This is a genomic window from Melioribacter sulfuriphilus, assembly GCF_052656625.1.
This window is the reverse complement of record NZ_JBQXXK010000008.1, coordinates 1-19676: the sequence shown is the minus strand read 5'-3', so window position 1 is coordinate 19676 and position 19676 is coordinate 1. Positions and strand designations below refer to the sequence as shown.

The following is a 19676-nucleotide window of genomic DNA, read 5'->3' as shown; positions in this document are numbered from 1 at the left end:
TATGATTACCAAAGAAAATGTAAAACGTTTTATTTCACCGATTTCCTTGACGAAATCAAAAGAAGCAACTCTTATTCTTCTTTTTTCAGTCTTAACGTTTTTAAGTGCTCAGATTATAATCCCAACTCAACCCGTCCCATTTACTTTGCAGACGATGATAGTATTGCTTTCGGGAGCTTTTCTTGGTGCACGCAATGGCGCATACAGCCAGATTTTATACATAATTTCAGGTGCAATTGGTATTCCTGTATTTGCGGGTTTCAGTTTTGGCTTCATGAAATTATTTGGTCCTACAGGTGGTTATTTGCTCGCATTCCCATTTGCAGCATTTTTGGCGGGTTATCTGCTTGAAAGAAATAGTGGTTTATTAAAAGTATTTATTACATTTCTTCTGGCTGATGCAATGATTATTTTATCCGGTGCACTTTATCTTTCCATTTTCTTCGGAGGTAACCTAAGGACAGCTTTATTTAGCGGTGCGATCTTATTTACCCTTTGGGATATCTTGAAAGTAGTTGGCGCCACTCTTTTATTCTTTACTCTGAAAAAGAAATAAATTCAGGTTGTCATTCTCAAATTAAACAGAAGTGATTGATGGGAATTAAAAGCGTAATTTTTTCTTTCTTATTTTTATTTGCGATAGGATTCTTCTTCTACAATTTAAGGAGAATCCTTTCTTACCTGCGCATAGGGCAATCAGAAAACCGATTTGATAATATTTCCGAAAGAATAAAAAATGTACTGAAAATTGCATTCGGGCAATCAAAGCTATTACGTGAACCTGCAGCTGGTATCATTCACTTTTTAATATTCTGGGGATTTATGCTTTTTTTGCTGGTTGTAGTCGAGTCGATCATTCAGGGATTTTATTATGATTTTAATTTCAGTTTCCTCGGAAGGATTTATCTTTTAATTACGTTTGTACAGGATACCTTTGGCTTCTTTGTGATGATTGCCGTATTAGCAGCGCTTTACAGGAGATTTATAATCAAAGTTCCCCGTTTAAATGTGGGTAAAAAAGGAAATCTCGATGCAGCTGTTATTCTTCTAATGATATTTGGTATTGTATTTTCGATGTTCGGTCAGAATGTAATTAATATTATAAACAATGATTTTCGTTATGGATTATTCGAGTTTAAGCCTGTATCGATGTTTATCAGCAAATTGTTTTTTAGTGATTCTAATTATGTCCATGTAGCTTATTACGAATTTTTCTGGTGGATGCACATCGGCTTAATTTTGTTATTTCTAAACTTTTTGCCTTATTCAAAGCATTTTCACGTTGTTACTTCGATTCCGAATGTATTTTTTTCGAAACTGGGTAACGAAAAGTTTATTGCAAAAGCAATCGACCTTGAAGATGAAAATAGAGAGCAATTTGGTGCAGCTGATATTGAACATTTAACCTGGAAACAGCTGCTCGATGGTTTCTCGTGTACAGAATGCGGAAGATGCACAGCGGCTTGCCCTGCTGCAAACACAGGGAAAAAATTATCCCCAAGAGAAATTATCATCAATATTCGTCATCGCACAGAAGAGAAAGCGCCATTGATCTTAAAAGGCGATGATGAGAATCAGTTATTAGAAAAAACTTTGGTGCATAATTACATTACCGACGAGGAATTATGGGCATGCACTACATGTGGTGCATGCGTTTACGAATGTCCCGTCTCGATTGAGCACCTCGATGCAATTATTGATATGCGCAGGAATCTTGTATTGATGGAATCAAATTTCCCTCCGGAACTCAATACGGTTTTCAAAAATATTGAAACGAATTTCACACCCTGGGCTTTTAATTGGCAGGATAGAGCCAATTGGGCAGAAGGGATGGATATTAAAACTATGGCAGAAGACCCTGAATGTGAATATCTCTTCTGGGTAGGATGCGCGGGTTCTTTCGACGCCCGATATCAAAAAGTGACAAAAGCAATTGCAAAATTGCTGCAAATTGCAAATATTAACTTCAGAATTCTAGGTATTGAGGAAAAATGTAACGGTGATACGGCAAGAAGGCTCGGTAACGAATATCTGGCTCAAATGCTAATTCAAGAAAATGTAGAAACACTAAATAATTATGGCGTAAAGAAGATTGTGACTGCGTGTCCACATTGTTTCAACACGATAAAAAACGAATACCCCAAATTTGGTGGTAAGTACGAAGTAGAGCATCATTCGGAATTACTTATAAAACTAATCGCAGAAGGGAAGATTAAAATAAATAATGAAAGCAGGGAAAAGATTAAAGTGACGTATCACGATTCGTGTTATCTGGGAAGATATAATAATATTTATAATCCACCGCGTGAAATTTTGAATAAATTTGGGAGTCTTGAATTAATTGAAATGGAACGTTCAAAAGACAAAGGTTTTTGTTGCGGAGCCGGAGGCGGCAGAATGTTTTTGGAGGAAAACGAAGGAGAAAGAATTAATATCAATCGCTCCCGAGAAGCTGTTGAAACGGGAGCTCAAAAAGTCGTTTCAGCATGTCCTTTCTGCATGACGATGTTAAACGACGGTATGAAAAGTCTCGATAAATCTAACGAAATAGAAGTTAAAGATATTGCTGAAATAATACTCGAAAATGTAATCATTAACTAAAAAAAGGAGGAAGTATGCAAAAATACCAACAACTGGTAGAATTCGTTAAAAGTTTGGAAGCCGATGTAGTCAAATTTTACGAAAAAGGGCAGGCTGCAGCAGGAACTCGTTTGAGAAAAGGCTTGAGCGAACTGAAGAAAATGGCTCAAGAGATCCGTAATGAAGTTCAGGAAGTAAAAGCTCAGAGAAAAGCTCCTAAAGAATAATACCACATGGGGAGACCCGAGAAAAATATTTTCGGGTCACCCTTCTTTTCGCATAATACACCCCGCATCTTATTTTTGTTAAAAATTCCTATCTTTGAATTTAATTTCTCAAGAATTTTCTGATATATGAAAAATAGAACTGCTCTTGTAATCGTATTTTTTACAATTTTTATCGATTTAATGGGTTTTGGAATTCTGATCCCATTGTTGCCCACTTTTGCCAGCAAGCAACTTGGTATATCCGATTTCGGTATTGGTATAATTGTAGCAGTTTTTTCCTTGATGCAATTTTTATTTAATCCTCTATTGGGTAAGCTTTCTGACAAAATTGGAAGAAAGCCGCTGATAACAACCACACTTTTAATGACAGCTGTTTCGTATATAATTTTCAGTTTTGCCAATTCATTCATAATTCTATTGGTTTCTCGTATGCTGGCTGGTATTGGCGGCAGCAATATCGCTGTAGCACAAGCTTACATTGCCGATGTGACTTCGAAAGAAGATCGAGCAAAAGGAATGGCATTGATCGGCGTTGCATTTGGCCTCGGCTTTGTTTTTGGACCATTAATTGGGGCTTTGCTTGCGAAATTTGGATATGATATTGCTGGTTTTGGAAGTGCTACATTTTCATTCATAGCTTTTCTTTTTGCGATCTTTTTCCTGCCCGAATCGAATCTTAAAAAATCGAATGATGTCAGGATCTCCTTAAAATTAGTTGATATAAAATTCATCACTAAGGTATTGAAAATTCAGCGCGTGGGTTTATTAATAATTCTCTTTTTTATAATAATTTTTTCAATTGCAAATCTCTACGGCACCTTTGCTCTATTGGGGTATAAACACTTCAATTTTACCGACCAGCAGAATGGATTTCTGTACGGAATAATGGGCGCTGTTAGCGTTCTGGTGCAGGGATTTTTTGTAAAATCGGCAGGAGGAAAAATTAACGAAAGAAAATTAGTTCTGTGGGGAACAACATTGATGATGTTTGGTCTGGGTGCAATTCCATACGGTTATAATTTTTTTGGGGTGGCAATTGTTGTTACCATTCTTTCGATTGGGACTGGCATTTTACAGCCTACAATACTAAGTTTAGTTTCAAAATTATCGTCGGAAAACGAGCAGGGTGCAATTCTCGGAATTAATCAATCACTGGCATCGCTCGCTCGCGTTTTAGGTCCGCTCTGGGGTGGATTTTCATTTAATTATCTCGGCTATTATACACCGTTTTTGACAGGTGCATTCTTTACTTTTGTTACTCTCGTTTTGACACATTACTATTTAAGGACCGATTGAATATGTTAGAAGTAGGAAATATCAAATTAAATAGAGCTTTGCTATTGGCGCCAATGGAAGACGTTACAGATATTGCATTCCGTAAATTATGCAAAGAATTAGGAGCGGATATAGTTTATACAGAATTTATTAATTCAGATGGATTGGTGCGCTCTAATAAAAAAACTTACCGGAAAATGGAAATTACAGATCAAGAACGTCCTGTTGGAATTCAAATTTACGGAGGAAATCTCGAGCCGATGGTCGAATCAGCGAAAATAGTAGAAGACTTAAATCCCGATATTATCGACATTAATGCTGGTTGCTGGGTGAAAAAAGTTGCAAATAGAGGCGCAGGAGCTGGCCTATTAAAAGATCCTGAGTATATGGAAACGATGGTGAGAGAAATTGTAAAAAGTGTAAAATTGCCCGTTACAGTAAAAACCCGTATTGGATGGGATGAAAATTCAATTAATATACAGGAAATTGCCAAAAGGATTGAAGCTGCTGGTGCTGCTGCATTAACTATCCATTGCCGAACTAAAAATCAGGGACACAGCGGAGAACCAGATTGGTCATGGATTGAAAAGGTTAAAGAAGTTGTTAGTATCCCAGTTATTTTGAACGGCGGTATTTTTTCTGCTGACGACGTTAAGCGTGCCTTTGATACTACGCCGGCAGATGGCGTGATGATTGCACGGGGCGCCATTGAACGTCCATGGATTTTCTTGGAAGCAAAAGAACTTCTTTATTATGGTGAAATTAAATTCAAAGATACTCCCGAGAAAAGATTCGAAATTGCTCTCCGTCATCTTAAATATTCAATTGAATTAAAAAACGACGAAAAAAACGCAATCATTCCCTTCCGAAAGTTTTGGTCGGGATATCTGAAAGGGCTAAAAAATTCTTCGAGAGTTAAACAGGAAATAATGAGATTTACAGAATACGCTCCAATTGAGAATTTGCTGATGAATTATTTAGAAGAACTAAATAAATTCGAAAGTCAGCTTTCCAATTAATAAATTAAGGACAAAGAAATGGACTTAAAAAATTACATCCGCACAGTGCCGGATTTTCCGAAAAAAGGTATTATGTTCAGGGACGTGACAACTCTTCTAAAAGAGAGCAAGGCTTTGAATTATGCAGTTGATAAGTTGTATGAATTAAGTAAGGACAAAGCGATTACAAAGGTTGTTGGAATTGAATCGCGTGGTTTTATTTTAGGAGCGGCTCTGGCTTTGAAATTAAAAGCAGGATTTGTACCTGTGCGTAAACCCGGAAAATTGCCCGCTGATAAATTGACAGAAACTTATGAACTGGAATACGGTTCCGATACAATTGAAATTCACAAAGACTCAATCGAAAAAGGCGACATTGTATTGATGCACGACGATTTGCTGGCTACGGGTGGTACTATGGAAGCTGCATGTAAATTGGTCGAAAAACTTGGCGGTAAAATTGTGCAGATCTCTTTTTTAATCGAATTATCGTTTTTGAATGGACGGAATAAATTATCCAATTACGAAATTCATTCTCTTATCAATTACGATTCAGAATAATTTTCTTCAATCCATTCCAAAGGAGAAATGATTACTACAAACTCCCCTTTAATATTTCTTGAGGGGAGTTGTTTTAGTAACTCCGAGGGTTTACCTCGCCATACGTCTTCGAATTTTTTTGTTAATTCTCTGCAAACCACTATTGTTCTCTCTGGCATATATTCCAAAAGTTCTTTGAGTAATTTTTCTATTCTATAAGTTGATTCGTAAAGGACGATAGTTCGGTTTTCGTGTGATAGTTGTTCAAGTTTTTTTTGTCGTCCTTTCTTTTGCGGCAGAAAACCCTCAAAAAGAAACGAACTTGATGGAAGCCCACTAATGCTTAATGCAGCAATCAAGGCGCTGGGACCTGGAATCGGAACCACAACTATGTTTTCTCTTACAGCTTTATTAATTAATTGACTTCCAGGATCGGAAATCAGTGGTGTACCAGCGTCAGAGATCAGTGCACATGCATTTCCACTTTTAATTTCTTCAATTATTTCTTCCGATACTTTTGTTTCATTACGTGCGTTTAAGACTTTCAACCGTTTATTTATGCCGTAATGCGACAATAAGATACCGGAAACTCGGGTGTCCTCACAAACGATAAATTCAACGTTTTTCAAGACTTCAACGGCTCTAAATGTTATATCCTGTAAATTTCCGATAGGTGTGGCTACAACGTATAACTTGCCTGAACTTTTTCCATCCATAAGATTACCATTTTTTCGAGCAAATGTAATAAAATCCTTTAAATGTTTAGTCCGAACTGGAGATAAAATTAATTATCGTATCGAATGAAAATTAATTTAAAGAAAAATTTATCCCTCTAATTTCAATACAAACATACTAAACAAAAAGAGGGCAGCGATCGATAATAGGGCAGAAGTAAGGATACTTTCTTAACAATAAAAATCATAGGAAGGATACTATGAAAAAGCTCATCGCTCTGTTTTTGCTGCCGTTCTTAATTGCCTGCAATGCCGAAAAGATTGTCGAGCCCGTCGATTCAGACGTATTCAGTGGACAATATCAATCGGTACCATACAACTCATCCTCTGAAGAGCCGGTTGTTATTCTTCTTTATACACAAGAAGGAAACAAAGTTTATGGCACTGGCAGCTGGAATGCAATTACATTTAATTTTGAAGGTACTTCTATAAACAAACATACCATTTTTACATTTCAGCTAAATGATACAAATATGGGTGACCTCAACGGCGATATCGATGCCTGGCTTGGCGAGGACTTAAGTATGGCAGGCGGTTATAAGCTCTGGAATTCGAGCACTTTACTCAACGGTCCCATCCGCTTTAAACTCGTAAAAAATATGAGTAAAAAGCACGATCAGGGAATGGGCAGCTATTAAATGAAACTGACTAAAAAGTAATCAATCCACTCCTAAATCAAGGATGATGGTAATGTCGATCTACTTTTTAGTCAGTCTTTTTTTAGAAAGATTTTAGTACCTCTTCGATTATTTCAATTCCTTTGTCCACGTCATTTTTATTTACAATAAGCGGCGGTCTAAAACGTACTGTACTTACGCCGCAGCCAAGCATGAGCATTCTTTTTTCGAATAGTTTTGCCAGAAATTTTTTACGAACTTCTGGATTTGGTAAATCGAATGAACACATCAATCCCAATCCACGAGCTTGCGATACTAATTTCGGGAATTTTTTTTCTATTTGTATTAATTGCTCGAGCAGGTATTTACCTGTAGCTTCAGCATTCTGAAGAAGATTTTCTTGAGAGATTATTTCAAGATATTTTCGTGAACGCACCATGTCAACTAAATTTCCACCCCAGGTTGAATTAATGCGGCTCGATTTTCTAAATACATTATCTTCCACTTCGTCGATTCGATTGGTCGACATAAATCCGCAGATCTGCACTTTTTTACCGAAAGCAATCATATCGGGTTGAACATAATGTTCATGCGCCCACATTTTTCCGGTTATACCAATTCCTGTTTGGACTTCATCAAATATTAGCATAATTTCATTTTCGAGTGTTATATCACGTAGTTTTTCGAAAAATTCTTTTCTGAAAAAATTGTCGCCACCTTCGCCCTGAATCGGTTCTATGATAAGCGCTGCAATATCATCTGGATTGTTTTTAATTGCATTGTAAATTTGATCGATGGCTTCCGATTCTGCTTTAACTATTTTATCGAGATTTTCCTGAAGCGGAAAAATTATTTTCGGATTCGATATCCTGGGCCAGTTGAACTTTGGAAAATATGCCGTTTTGTTTGGGTCGGTGTTTGTAAGCGACATTGTATAGCCCGTCCTACCATGGAAAGCACTTTTGAAATGAATAACCTGAGTGCCTTTTTCTTCTTTATATCCTTTCTGGAAATTTTTTTTAACTTTCCAGTCGAAAGCAGCTTTCAAAGCGTTTTCAACGGCGAGCGCTCCACCATCAATAAAAAATAGATGCTTGAAATCCGCTGGCATTGCATACTTTGAAAAAGCTTCTACAAATTTAGCCATTTCGAGTGTGTAAATATCTGAGTTCGACGGTTTGGACAAAGCGGCTCTTTGCAATTCTTCAAGAAACTCTGATTCGAATAATTTCGGATGATTCATGCCCACAGGTGATGAAGCAAAGAAAGAATAAAAATCGAGAAACTTGTTTCCATTTCTCGCATCAACGAGATAAATTCCTTTGCTTTCAGAAAGATCGAGCAAAATATCAAATCCGTCGATTAACATATATCGACGTAAAAAGTCGAGTGCGTTTTCTTTTGTAATCATTTGTTTCTCCCTGTTTTAATAATATAATAGAGCGAGAAGGGAGAAAAAATTTAGAAGACGTCTTCGAAGCGGGATGCCATATAATTTCGGAGTGTGTTTCGACCGGTTAATTTTTTGAAGTTTTTCATCTTATATCGATGTTGACAAACAAATATATCAAATGGAAAAATATTCATCAAGAACTATTAATAAGAAGATTTCAGGTTTACTGATAATATTCAATTTACTAAATTGGATAACAAATTTAAGGGATGAACGAAGTCCCTTTTAATTAATCGAAAGAGTAATCAATTTTTACATAAATCGTTTTTGTATCAAGGATTATTGAGGGGGAGCATATCACTAAATGCTTTTTAATCGGTAATTATTAAGACAATTTGGAACATCAAACTAAAGAGTCCGATACAGAATTAATATCTCGTGGAAAAAATTTTTTTCGGATAAGTTTTATAAATGCACTTAAAAATCCCTAAGAAAAAGCGGGAGGAGAAAAATGGAATTCTTAAATCAACTGTTAATAACTGAAAAGAACAACGGCGCATCGACGGGCACCGATTGGGTCAAGACAAAAGGAGAAGCATTTGACGTAGTTTCACCTGTAGATGGAAAAGTAATTTCAAAAGTGATTCAAGCTGACGAGGAAGATTACGAGCGTGTTGTCGAAAAAGCCGAGCAAGCGTTCAAGTACTGGCGTACTGTGCCAGCTCCCAAAAGAGGCGAAATTGTCAGGCAAATCGGTCTTGAACTAAGAAAATATAAAGAACCTCTTGGTAAGCTGGTTTCTTATGAAATGGGAAAGTCGCTGCAGGAAGGAATGGGCGAAGTGCAGGAGATGATTGATATATGCGATTTTGCTGTAGGTCTATCGAGACAACTTTACGGATTAACAATCGCTTCCGAAAGAGAAAAACATCGAATGTATGAACAGTATCATCCGCTCGGTATCGTTGGCATCATAACAGCTTTTAATTTCCCTGTAGCCGTTTGGGCATGGAATGCTATGATTGCAACTGTTTGTGGCGATGTCAATTTATGGAAACCTTCATCGAAAACGCCATTATCAGCAATAGCCGTACAAAATATTTTGGCTGGTGTAATAAAATCGAATAACCTGCCAGAAGGACTCTTTAATTTGATAATTGGTAAAGGTTCGACTATCGGCAACAAATTATTGAACGACAAAAGGATACCACTCATTTCATTGACCGGCTCAATTGCTGTAGGTAAACGAGCAGCAGGCATTATTGCAGGTAGATTTGGTAGGTCGATATTAGAACTGGGTGGCAACAATGCAATTATTATTACTCCAGAAGCCGACCTCAATCTGGCGATTCCAGCTGTTGTATTCGGAGCCGTCGGCACAGCTGGACAGAGATGCACTACAACTCGCCGTTTAATTGTTCACGAAGATATTTATGACAGAGTGAAAGATTCTTTAATTAAAGCTTACAAAAGTTTGAAAATAGGTAATCCTCTCGACGAGAAAAATCATGTGGGACCTCTTATCGATAAAGCTGCAGTAGAAGATTTCAAAAATGCACTTAAACAGGTTGTGGAGGAAGGCGGAAAAATTCTATACGGCGGCGAAGTCCTTTCCGGAAAGGGCTACGAATCGGGATGTTATGTTGTGCCTGCAATTGTAGAAGCCGAAAATCACTATAGAATTGTGCAAGAGGAAACTTTTGCTCCGATACTATACATGATTAAATATTCCGGCGAAGTTCAAAATGCGATAGATATTCAAAACGATGTTGTACAGGGACTTTCATCTTCAATTTTTACTAACAATTTGAGAGAAGCCGAAGAATTTCTTTCAGCCTGGGGAAGCGACTGCGGAATTGCAAATGTAAATATTGGAACTTCTGGTGCTGAAATTGGAGGTGCCTTCGGAGGCGAAAAGCATACTGGAGGAGGACGTGAATCGGGTTCTGACGCATGGAAATTCTATATGCGCAGACAAACAAATACTATCAATTTCGGTACAAAACTTCCTCTTGCACAGGGCATTAAATTCGAAATTTGATTTCCACTGCCCCGATGCCACTTCAACGTCTGGGCACTTTTTATTTGAGGGCATAATCAAATTGAAATGAAATCCGATTGTCCGTGTGACCTTCAATTTCCGTATAGCCACTGCCTAATTGTCTTTCAAAAGGTTTGTACAATTCGGAATACTTGAGCGAAAAACTAAATCCATTAAGAGTATACTTTAGTAATAAATACCATTTAATCCCTTCTCCATAAAATAAGCCGTTTGTCATTAGACCATCCAGGTCGTTTTCATATGCATAAATGCGGGAATCGTACGAAGCACTATCGAAAAATAAGATTCTGGCGTATACCGTGATATTGTTTAGAGGTTTTAACTGTAAATCCTGATAAACTAAGTAACCGTTTTCCTTTATCGCCGATGATTTAATACGTACGAGTTCAAAACGGGTTTTCGTTCGTATCCTGTCTTTGAAATAATTAATCAATTCGATCCTGTAACGAATTCTTGAATTTAAAACCAATCGAGGATATAACTCTTCGTTTGAAGGCATTTCAGCCCGTTCATTTTTATATAATAGATTTATTTTACTTGTGTTACTTAATTTGTTTTGATATACGAACAGAAAATCCTTCCCCTTTGCAGGGAAATTTCCCTTAACAAAGGGAAAGTAATAGATGTCATAATAGAAAGAAAAATTGCCCATACGGGATTTAAAGTCAATTGAAGTGTAGAACCCTTTCTCGTTGGTGGAATTTGAACGCTCGCCAAAAGAATTACCCATGACAGAATAAAAATAGGGCGAATAATCTCTGTATGAAAGACTTAATTTTAGGTTATCGAGCGGCGTCAATAAGACAGACGTTATCGAGGAGAGATGATTTTTATAAAGTGCAGATTCACCAGAAATTGTGAATAAGGGATTGCCATAACTAAAATTTATCGTATGATTTTGCAAGCGTGACGAACCGACTGAATTGATTGCCCTGTTATATTTATAAGAAACAGTCGTTAATCCTAAAGTCAAACTCTGAGATGGCTTGAGTTTAATTACTGCACCGTAAGCATATTCTTTAGTATTCGAATGCGAGTTTAGTTCATTCAACGAACGGTGATAGCCGTCGTATTTAAATGAATTTATGTTTCCTGTTGTATCGAGAGATGCATCAATTCTCTTTAAAGAAACAAATGGTAAGAATTCAATGATTCCTGCAGAGAGACTTGTCGATATTCCAGAGAAGTAACCGAATTCTCCCGAACTTTTATAAGGGCGACTCCCGCTTCTAAAATTGGAAATCGGAACGGTAACTTCGTTTCCTTTGCGATAATTATATGGCGACCATAAAATTAATCCGTATCCCGATTCAACTGTATAATTGCCAACAATAATCTTTTTCAGAAAAGTCTTTGTCCTTAATTCGATAAAACCGGAAGTAAAATCGGTATAACTTTTTTCGCCCGGGTCCTTGTCTGTAACAAATCCTGCATTGATATATTTTCCATAATAAAGTAAGCGGTTATAAGATTTCAGTCTATTGCCAGCAAATTTGTTTTCAATGTAAGCTTGTCGAATCTGGAGGTCGCTCTGTATCCTTGAACGAAGGGCAATTTTTGAAAAGGAAAAGATACTTTCTGATTTAGCTGAACTCGATATTTTAATAAAATATGAAATCCATCTCGCAGTTAAATCATTCAATTCTGGTACAAGATAAAGTTCGTTTTTATTCTTAAAACTTCCGTGCGATTGTCTGTATTGGATAATAGCAGAGGCTTTGCGCCTGTCGAGCGCTGGTATTCTGAGAAGGTCATCTAAAGAGGCGGTATTAATATCTATCGGGTTGTCGAGCAACTCTTCGATATCGTCAAAGATTTCAGATTCTTCCAATTCGCCTAAGTTATCTTCAATTAATTGAGAAAGTAGCTCTTCGAATGTAGTATCGGTTTGTGCCTTCAAAATAAACGCATTGAACAAAACAAATATGATTATCAAAAAGTATCTCATATTAATACGGTCTAATTATTATTTCGAATTGATGTGAGAGCCCGAGTTCAAAATGCGAGTTTATACTGTAACCGAATTCGAACGATTTGTAATTGATTCCGACTCCACCGCTATAAGTTTCGGGGAAGTCTGACATGCCAGCCCGCAAATTAAGGTACTCAACTATACTGAACTCAATGCCGTATTGTAAAGCAATTTTATATCCTAATTCTTTCCTTGCGCTGGCATAAAGATTAATTTCGTCAATAATTTTATAATAAATGCCCGCATTAAAAATTGTTGGGAATTGATTTTCGAAATTGTCAATTGAGGTTCTGGTTATATTTTTAACAAATATTCCCGTGCTTATTTTTTCGTTTAATTTAACAGTCAATCCGGCATCTGCAAAAAAGAAATTGCGTGTGCCGTAATTTTCGATAAAAAGATTTTGCATCGAAAAATTTATACCGGCGGAAAAACTTTCATAAAAGTTAAATGCAATTCCAGCTTGAATCTGTTTGACACTGTAGAGTTCAAACCCATATTTCATAAAGCCGAGTGAAAATGAAGCAATTGAAGTAGGTTGAATAAAAGCTGCATAAAATGTTGACAGTTCTTTCATTTCAAAAGGGGATGGGGAATAGAAAAAACCGATTTGAGCTGACTTGCACGATGCAGCCGATGCAGGATTATAAAAGATTGCAAATGGGTCGTTGCAACTTATGATATCGGAAGAGTTGAGGGCTGTTCGGCGAGCGCCTGCATCGGATTGACCGAAACAATTAACGACAATCAGGAGTTGAAGGATTAAACTGATTTTCTTCATCGTTCATCCATGATTGTATAAAATTGTTTAATTATTTATTTTGCCATTAAATTTGCAGGAAGATAAATGAAAAAACTAATTTTTATAATTGTCTCACTCTTCTTATTATCAACAATAAGAGCGCAAGAATTAGATGCTACAGTATCGGTTAATTATGAACAGCTGCCCGTTGCTGCAAAGGAAAGGTTAATTAATTTTCAAAGTCAGATAGAAACTTACTTAAACAATACCAAATTTACCACTGAAAATTGGGGCGATTATAAAATTCGATGTGGATTCAATATCTTTTTCCTTAAAGCTGCCGACGACGAAACTACATATAAAGCTCAGGTCGTTGTTACCAGTCAAAGACCAATAGAAAATTCGGAAAGAAATTCTTTGATGTTAAATATATTCGATAATGCCTGGAGTTTTACCTACGAAAAAAATCAAGCTCTCTATTTTAATCAATCCGACTTCGATCCTTTAGTCAGTTTTCTCGATTTCTATGCTTATGTAATAATCGGTTTTGACAGCGATTCGTATGGCAAGTTGACAGGAACTCCCTATTTTTCAAAAGCCCTCGATATTGCAATAAGAGGCATAAACACTGCGTATATGGAAGGCTGGGAATCGAAGAGCACTCTCTACAGTCGCAGAGGTCTGGTCGAAAATTTAATGAATGCCAAATATCAGCAGTTTAGAATGGATTTTTATGATTACCATTATAATGGATTGGATTTGCTTAGCTCAGAGCCAGAAGCAGCTTACAAAAATATTGTTAAATTGATAATAAATCTAGACAAAGTGAAGGATCAGTTAGACCCACGAAGCCCACTGCTTAAAGTATTTTTCGATGCCAAAGCTGGTGAAATTGCTGAACTGTTGAAAAATTACCCAGACAATAAACCACTCTTCGAAGCTTTGAAAAAGATCGATCCACCTCACATCTCAAAATACGACGAAGCGATGAAAGTTGATTAATCCTGACTAAATTGGCATTTCGTAAATACGGTATTTCTTATAAAGTTCTCCGTTCATAACGTGAGCACCACGGTTCATCATATCATTATCTTCAAGAATCCAGCTGGCTTCGCCGAGGTAAATTCCAAGTTCTGCAGCGCGGTTTACAATTTCCCAGTAGAAAACTGAGTCTAAACCCCTTTTTTGATGTTCAGGTATTATTCCAAGTGTTATGATTCTACACCAGTTAATTTTTTTCCTCTGTGTAAAAAGCTTGATAAAATTGAAGGGCAATAATCTCCCGTTCATATCTTTGATTATTTGATTGTAATCGAGCATAACCAGAGCAAAACCCACAAGTTTATCGTCGATTTCACCAAATAACACCAATGAAGGTTCAACCAGAGGCTTCAAATCTTTAGCCATTGCATCTATCTCTTTTTCGGTCATAGGAACGAATCCCCAATTCGGAGCCCACGCTTTGTTATAAACGTATTTGACTTTGTCGAGTTCTGTTTTGAAGTTCTTCATATTCAACTGAGTGATTTTAATTTTCGAGCGAGTGCGTGCAATCTCTGCAACCCTTCTCAATTTATCGGACGAAACAACCTTATCATGTTCCAGTTTGTATGCATAAAGGTCCTTAACTTTTTTGAAGCCGTAATTGTCGCAAAGCGTCAAATAATAGCGCGGGTTGTAAGTCATTAAAATTCTTGGAGTATCTTCAAAACCGTCTATTAACATTCCCCATTCATCGTTTGAAGAAGGATTGGCTGGCCCTCTCATTGTGTCGAAACCTCTAACTTTGAGCCATTCTTTAGCGGCGTCAAAAAGTTTATTGGCAACAGCCTGGTCGTTAATCGATTCGAAAAAGCCCCAAAAACCAACTTTATCGTTGTGATATTGGTTATGTAATTGGTTGCTGATTGCGGCTATCCTTCCGAGAATTTTACCATCCCTTTCGGCTAAAAATAGTTCAATGTCGGCATGTTCGAAGAATGGGTTCTTTTTCTTATCCAGGATTTTCTTTTTGTCATAAATTAATGGTGGCACCCAGTAAGGATCACCTTTATAAATTTCCCACGGGAATTTTATAAATCTCATTAAATCCTTTTTAGATTTAACTGTTTTTATAGTTATATCCGACATCGAAGATACTCCATTAAAATTATGAAATTAATCCCAGTTCTTTACCCACTTTTTTAAATGTATCTATAATAAAGTCGAGGTGTTCATCTTCGTGAGTCGACATATAGCTTGTGCGCATCATTTGTCTACCTTGCGGAACACCTGGTGAAATAAAGACATTAACAAAAACGCCTTCGTCAAATAAACGTCGCCACATTTTGAATGCCAGGCCATCATCGCCTACGATAACAGGTACAATTGCAGTTCTACCTTCTAATACATTGAATCCAGCTGCAGCTAATTCAGTGCGTACTTTATTGGCATTATTAATTAGCTTTTGTACGCGCCATGGTTCTGCCTCGAGAATATCAAGAGCTGCAAGCGCTGCAGCAACCGAAGCTGGAGTGGGCGATGCACTAAATATAAGTGCAGAAGAATGGTGCTTAAGATAATTAATCACTCGTTCTTTGCCGGCAACAAAGCCACCGAGCGATGCGAATGTTTTGCTGAAAGTACCCATTGTAAGGTCAACTTCTTCTTCAAGGTTGAATTCGCTGGCGGTTCCTCTTCCACCTTTTCCAATAACGCCAACGGCATGTGCATCGTCAATTAAAATGCGAGCGTTATATTTCCTGGCAAGGTCAACTAAAGTTGGTAGGTCGACAATTTCACCGCCCGTACTAAAAACGCCGTCGCTTACAATTAATTTGCCTGCTTCGATAGGTACTTTTTTAAGAACGCGTTCCAGGTCGTTCATATCGTTGTGTTTATAACGTACTAATTCGGCTGTAGCACCACGTGCCATTATCTGGCCGGCAACTATGCACGCGTGATTGTCTTTGTCGGAAATTACATATTCACCGCGCTGCACCAAAGTTGCTATTACTCCTTGTGCAGTTTGATATCCCGTACTGTACAAAAGTACAGCTTCTGTTCCAAAAAACTTTGCTAATCTTTCTTCCAGTTCTATGTGTAGATCGAGCGTGCCTGTCAAATATCTCGAACCTGAACATCCCGTGCCATATTTCTCAATTGCCTTAATTGCAGCTTCTTTTACTTTCGGATGAGCTGTTAAACCTAAATAGTTGTTGGAACCTGCCATTACAATTTTTCTGCCTTCAATTTGAACTACAGGTCCTTCATTTTCTTCGATTGGTCTGAAGTATGGATAAACACCCATTGCTTTAATATCGTCTGCTCGGGTGAAATCGAAACATTTTTTGAATAGATCTACCAAAATACCTCCGTATTTTATTAGTTATTTATATCTTCTTATATTTATAAATAATTTTTTTGAATTAACTAAAACAATATAAAGAATTATTCAACACTATGGAATCGAAAATTATCTCTGTGGTTACGGGTGCTTCCGGATTTGTCGGGAGCCATTTAGTTGATTACTTACTGACTAAAGGTCACAAGGTCAAATGTATTATAAGAAAAACAAGCTCAAGACGTTGGCTCGAAAATAAACCAGTAGAAATTTTTTCAACAGGATTATTTGATAAAGAAGGACTTGAAGAAGTTTTAAAAGACGCCGATTACCTATTCCATATTGCCGGCGTTGTTAAGTCGAAAACAAAAGAAGGATATTTCAAAGGTAACGTTGAGACCACAAAAAATTTACTCGATGTTCTCTTGAAAGTAAATCCTTCGATTAAAAGGGTGGTTATTTCAAGCAGTCAAACAGCCTGTGGCCCATCTCTCGATGGCAAACCAGTTGATGAAGAAACACCTGAACATCCCATTACCACATATGGTAGAAGCAAACTTGAACAGGAAAAAGTTGCCAAAAGTTATATGGGCAAACTTCCGATAACAATTGTGAGATTGCCTGCAGTCTATGGAGAGAGGGATACGGAAATTTATCAAGTATTTAAAACATACAAAATGGGATTGATGACTTTAGTGGGATTCGACAACAAAAAGTTGAACCTTATTCATGTGGCAGACGCTGTAGAAGGGATTTATCTGGCGGCAGTAAGCGAAAAATCAAAAGGGCAAACTTATTTTATTGCATCCGAAAAAATTTACGATTGGAATGAAGTAAGCGAAGCAATAAAAAAAGCATTTGGAAGAGGTGCTTTGAAAATTAAGATACCTCACTTTCTGGTATACACTGTGGCAGCAATTGCAGAATTTTTTTCATTCTTCAGCAAGAAGGCTGCAACGTTCAATATCGAAAAAGCAAAGGACTTTGTTCAACCTGCATGGACGTGCAGTGCCTCGAAAGCCGTAAAGGAATTGGATTTCCATCAAAAAGTTTCTTTGGAAGAAGGTATGAAACGGACTATTGAATGGTACCGCGAAATGAATTGGTTATAGTCAATCGGCAATTTAGAATAAAGTAAGTGCGATTCGCATATTCGACAGTCTGAATTACCAAAACCCGGTGCTATCGATTTCAATCCGAAATATTCCTCTAATTCAGAAACCAATTTACATTCGAAGTCCTTACCTCGATTGTTGAAATAAAAAATTTTATTTATATCAAAACGGCAGGTAATATAATCGATGTGCCAATAGATGGTTTTATTTTTACTAAGATGCCTTTGTAGACGCTTGCGCATATTTTTCTGTGCACTGCCTGCGTAATAATAATAACCATCGGGAAAAATTTGGCTGTTGAATTTTTTTATGTCTATGATAAATTGATTAGGAATAAAAATTTCCAGTAAATAAATGCCTGAATTAGTAACTGCGTCAGTTATTTTTAGCACCTTCTTTCACCCATGTCCTTATTGCGCGTATCTGATTATCTGTCAAAGGCCAGTAGCCTAAGGGGGGCATGGGATTTACCGTGCGACCTTCAACTGCAAGCACAAGTCTACTATTATCTGGATAACCTTGGGCTACAATTAAATAATTTGCGGTTGTATTTTGATGCGATGTCAGGCTCAATCCACCGGCCATATCGGCGTCGTTGTGGCATCCTGAATAGTTACATTTGGCATCAAATACAGGTTGTATATGTTCGGCATAGCTAATATTTGATAATGGTATTGGGCGGGAATCGAGTTCGCTTTGATTGATCGTATCGTCGCAATTGAAAAAAATTGTGGAGCCAAAAATCAAAATAAAGATTAAAGAAATTAATTTGCTTTTCATATTCACTGGTTTTTTATTTATAAAAATATTTTTATAAAAAGAATTAAACAAATCCATAAACCAACACTTTGTAGAAAAAGGAAAAGATTTATATCTTTGCGTATTGAAATATGGGGCTGTAGCTCAGTTGGGAGAGCGTCTGAATGGCATTCAGAAGGTCAGGGGTTCGAATCCCCTCAGCTCCACAAAGAAGCACTAACTCCACTTCTAAATTATTCCAAAGATATTTTTTAATTTCAACTTTGTAAAAGATTTCTTCCGTTTTTAACATTAAGACAATCAGAACGGTCAAGCCTAATTTTATAAATCTATGTTTAACATGCCTCAAAATTTTAATTGCATTTATAAACAAAGGAGAACCTACCACTTCCAAATTCACTCCTAATTTATATTGACATACTTTTAAATAAAGTCAAAAGGTCGATATAAAATAGCTTGAAGCAATAAAAAGAGGCATAAAAATGTCATTTTAAAAAGTGCGAAAACGAGCCAAAAACGAGGTTCGATTTGTGAACCTCGTGTCTTTTTTAGTTAAAAGACACACAAATCACACAAAAGTTGCGAAAATAGCTCAAAATCGAAACTTGAACCTCCCAGGGTTTTTAAAGAAAAAGAGGTTCACGTAAATTTTTTTGGTGGAGTTGAAAAAAAATATTTGATTTTAATAAAAAATCGCAATATTTTGCCATCAAATTTGACAGTATGAATCGAACCGTAATGGAATTGAGAGCAAAGAACTAAAGAAACTTATTCAGTTAATTTTTGTTTGTATGAATCGAACTCCCGCCTACGGCGGGACAGGCTCCATGGAATTGTTGAGCGAAGCGAAATCCCGCTAACAATTAAATGTGATAAAATAGGCGGGAAGATGATGCGTGGCATAAGGTTTAGTGAAGAATAAATTTGTATGAATCAAGCTCCCGCCTTCGGCGGGATGGAATTGTTGAGCGAAGCGAAATCCCGCTAACAATTAAATGTGATAAAATAAGCGGGAAGATGATGCGTAGCGAAAGGTTTAGTGAAGAATAAATTTGTATGAATCGAACTCCCGCCTACGGCGGGACAGGCTCCATGGAATTGTTGAGCGAAGCGAAATCCCGCTAACAATTAAATGTGATAAAATAGGCGGGAAGATGGTGCGTGGCATAAGGTTTAGTGAAGAATAAATTTGTATGAATCGAACTCCCGCCTTCGGCGGGACAGGCTCCATGGAATTGTTGAGCGAAGCGAAATCCCGCTAACAATTAAATGTGATAAAATAGGCGGGAAGATGATGCGTGGCATAAGGTTTAGTGAAGTATAAATTTGTATGAATCGAA

The 19676-nt window shown here is 37.0% G+C and carries 18 protein-coding genes and 1 tRNA gene; 11 read left to right on the top strand and 8 right to left on the bottom strand.

The window, feature by feature from the left end:
• The first annotated feature begins 1 nt into the window (after window position 1).
• The 6 genes from ACUN8G_RS11265 to ACUN8G_RS11240 all read left to right on the top strand — a co-directional run bounded on the left by ACUN8G_RS11265 (window position 2) and on the right by ACUN8G_RS11240 (window position 5641).
• Complete coding sequence (locus ACUN8G_RS11265; RefSeq protein WP_437347284.1) at window positions 2–556, top strand: biotin transporter BioY; 555 nt, start codon at window positions 2–4, stop codon at window positions 554–556.
• A gap of 38 nt (window positions 557–594) precedes the next feature.
• Window positions 595–2601 carry a (Fe-S)-binding protein gene (locus ACUN8G_RS11260; protein ID WP_437347285.1) on the top strand — a complete coding sequence of 669 codons (2007 nt, stop codon included), beginning with the start codon at window positions 595–597 and terminating at the stop codon, window positions 2599–2601.
• Between the two features lie 14 nt (window positions 2602–2615).
• Window positions 2616–2807, top strand: a complete 192-nt coding sequence (locus ACUN8G_RS11255) for a BF3379 family histone-like protein (protein ID WP_437347286.1) — start codon at window positions 2616–2618, stop codon at window positions 2805–2807.
• Between the two features lie 126 nt (window positions 2808–2933).
• Entirely contained in the window at window positions 2934–4103 is a 1170-nt protein-coding gene (locus tag ACUN8G_RS11250; protein ID WP_437347287.1) for an MFS transporter, read from the top strand.
• 2 nt (window positions 4104–4105) lie between these two features.
• Complete coding sequence (gene dusB / locus ACUN8G_RS11245) at window positions 4106–5101, top strand: tRNA dihydrouridine synthase DusB (protein ID WP_437347288.1); 996 nt, start codon at window positions 4106–4108, stop codon at window positions 5099–5101.
• Between the two features lie 18 nt (window positions 5102–5119).
• Entirely contained in the window at window positions 5120–5641 is a 522-nt protein-coding gene (locus tag ACUN8G_RS11240; protein WP_437347289.1) for an adenine phosphoribosyltransferase, read from the top strand.
• Here ACUN8G_RS11240 and rsmI read toward each other — a convergent pair.
• Entirely contained in the window at window positions 5626–6336 is a 711-nt protein-coding gene (gene rsmI / locus ACUN8G_RS11235) for a 16S rRNA (cytidine(1402)-2'-O)-methyltransferase (protein WP_437347290.1), read from the bottom strand. The genes ACUN8G_RS11240 and rsmI overlap by 16 nt on opposite strands.
• 218 nt (window positions 6337–6554) lie before the next feature.
• Between rsmI and ACUN8G_RS11230 the strand changes: the two genes are divergently transcribed.
• Window positions 6555–6992, top strand: a complete 438-nt coding sequence (locus tag ACUN8G_RS11230) for a hypothetical protein (protein ID WP_437347291.1) — start codon at window positions 6555–6557, stop codon at window positions 6990–6992.
• Window positions 6993–7074: 82 nt separating this feature from the next.
• Here ACUN8G_RS11230 and lat read toward each other — a convergent pair whose 3' ends face one another.
• Window positions 7075–8382, bottom strand: coding sequence for an L-lysine 6-transaminase (lat, locus tag ACUN8G_RS11225; RefSeq protein WP_437347292.1), 1308 nt, complete (start codon window positions 8380–8382; stop codon window positions 7075–7077).
• Window positions 8383–8875: 493 nt separating this feature from the next.
• Here lat and amaB point away from each other — a divergent pair, with 493 nt between their 5' ends.
• Window positions 8876–10405 (top strand): L-piperidine-6-carboxylate dehydrogenase, encoded by a 1530-nt coding sequence (gene amaB, locus ACUN8G_RS11220; protein WP_437347293.1) that lies wholly within the window; start codon window positions 8876–8878, stop codon window positions 10403–10405.
• Window positions 10406–10445: 40 nt separating this feature from the next.
• Here the strand turns inward: amaB and ACUN8G_RS11215 are convergent, their stop codons facing one another.
• Together ACUN8G_RS11215 and ACUN8G_RS11210 are read right to left on the bottom strand one after the other, a co-directional pair.
• Entirely contained in the window at window positions 10446–12362 is a 1917-nt protein-coding gene (locus ACUN8G_RS11215; protein WP_437347294.1) for a ComEA family DNA-binding protein, read from the bottom strand.
• A gap of 13 nt (window positions 12363–12375) precedes the next feature.
• Entirely contained in the window at window positions 12376–13179 is an 804-nt protein-coding gene (locus ACUN8G_RS11210) for a hypothetical protein (protein WP_437347295.1), read from the bottom strand.
• Window positions 13180–13245: 66 nt separating this feature from the next.
• On the opposite strand from ACUN8G_RS11210, the gene porD reads away from it, so the two are divergent.
• Window positions 13246–14142 carry a type IX secretion system protein PorD gene (gene porD, locus ACUN8G_RS11205; RefSeq protein ID WP_437347296.1) on the top strand — a complete coding sequence of 299 codons (897 nt, stop codon included), beginning with the start codon at window positions 13246–13248 and terminating at the stop codon, window positions 14140–14142.
• Between the two features lie 6 nt (window positions 14143–14148).
• Here the strand turns inward: porD and ACUN8G_RS11200 are convergent, their stop codons facing one another.
• Both ACUN8G_RS11200 and ACUN8G_RS11195 read right to left on the bottom strand, forming a co-directional pair.
• Window positions 14149–15270, bottom strand: a complete 1122-nt coding sequence (locus ACUN8G_RS11200) for a hypothetical protein (RefSeq protein ID WP_437347297.1) — start codon at window positions 15268–15270, stop codon at window positions 14149–14151.
• Window positions 15271–15289: 19 nt separating this feature from the next.
• Window positions 15290–16429 (bottom strand): aminotransferase class I/II-fold pyridoxal phosphate-dependent enzyme, encoded by a 1140-nt coding sequence (locus ACUN8G_RS11195; protein ID WP_437347356.1) that lies wholly within the window; start codon window positions 16427–16429, stop codon window positions 15290–15292.
• 152 nt (window positions 16430–16581) lie between these two features.
• Here ACUN8G_RS11195 and ACUN8G_RS11190 point away from each other — a divergent pair, with 152 nt between their 5' ends.
• Complete coding sequence (locus ACUN8G_RS11190; protein WP_437347298.1) at window positions 16582–17574, top strand: NAD-dependent epimerase/dehydratase family protein; 993 nt, start codon at window positions 16582–16584, stop codon at window positions 17572–17574.
• Here the strand turns inward: ACUN8G_RS11190 and ACUN8G_RS11185 are convergent.
• A complete protein-coding gene (locus ACUN8G_RS11185) occupies window positions 17505–17969 on the bottom strand; it encodes a GIY-YIG nuclease family protein (RefSeq protein ID WP_437347299.1) in 465 nt (154 codons plus the stop codon). The genes ACUN8G_RS11190 and ACUN8G_RS11185 overlap by 70 nt on opposite strands.
• Window positions 17953–18357 carry a c-type cytochrome gene (locus tag ACUN8G_RS11180; RefSeq protein WP_437347300.1) on the bottom strand — a complete coding sequence of 135 codons (405 nt, stop codon included), beginning with the start codon at window positions 18355–18357 and terminating at the stop codon, window positions 17953–17955. Before ACUN8G_RS11180 ends, ACUN8G_RS11185 begins: the two co-directional genes overlap by 17 nt.
• Before the next feature lie 112 nt (window positions 18358–18469).
• Here ACUN8G_RS11180 and ACUN8G_RS11175 point away from each other — a divergent pair.
• Window positions 18470–18542, top strand: a tRNA-Ala gene (locus tag ACUN8G_RS11175).
• Window positions 18543–19676: the final 1134 nt, after the last annotated feature.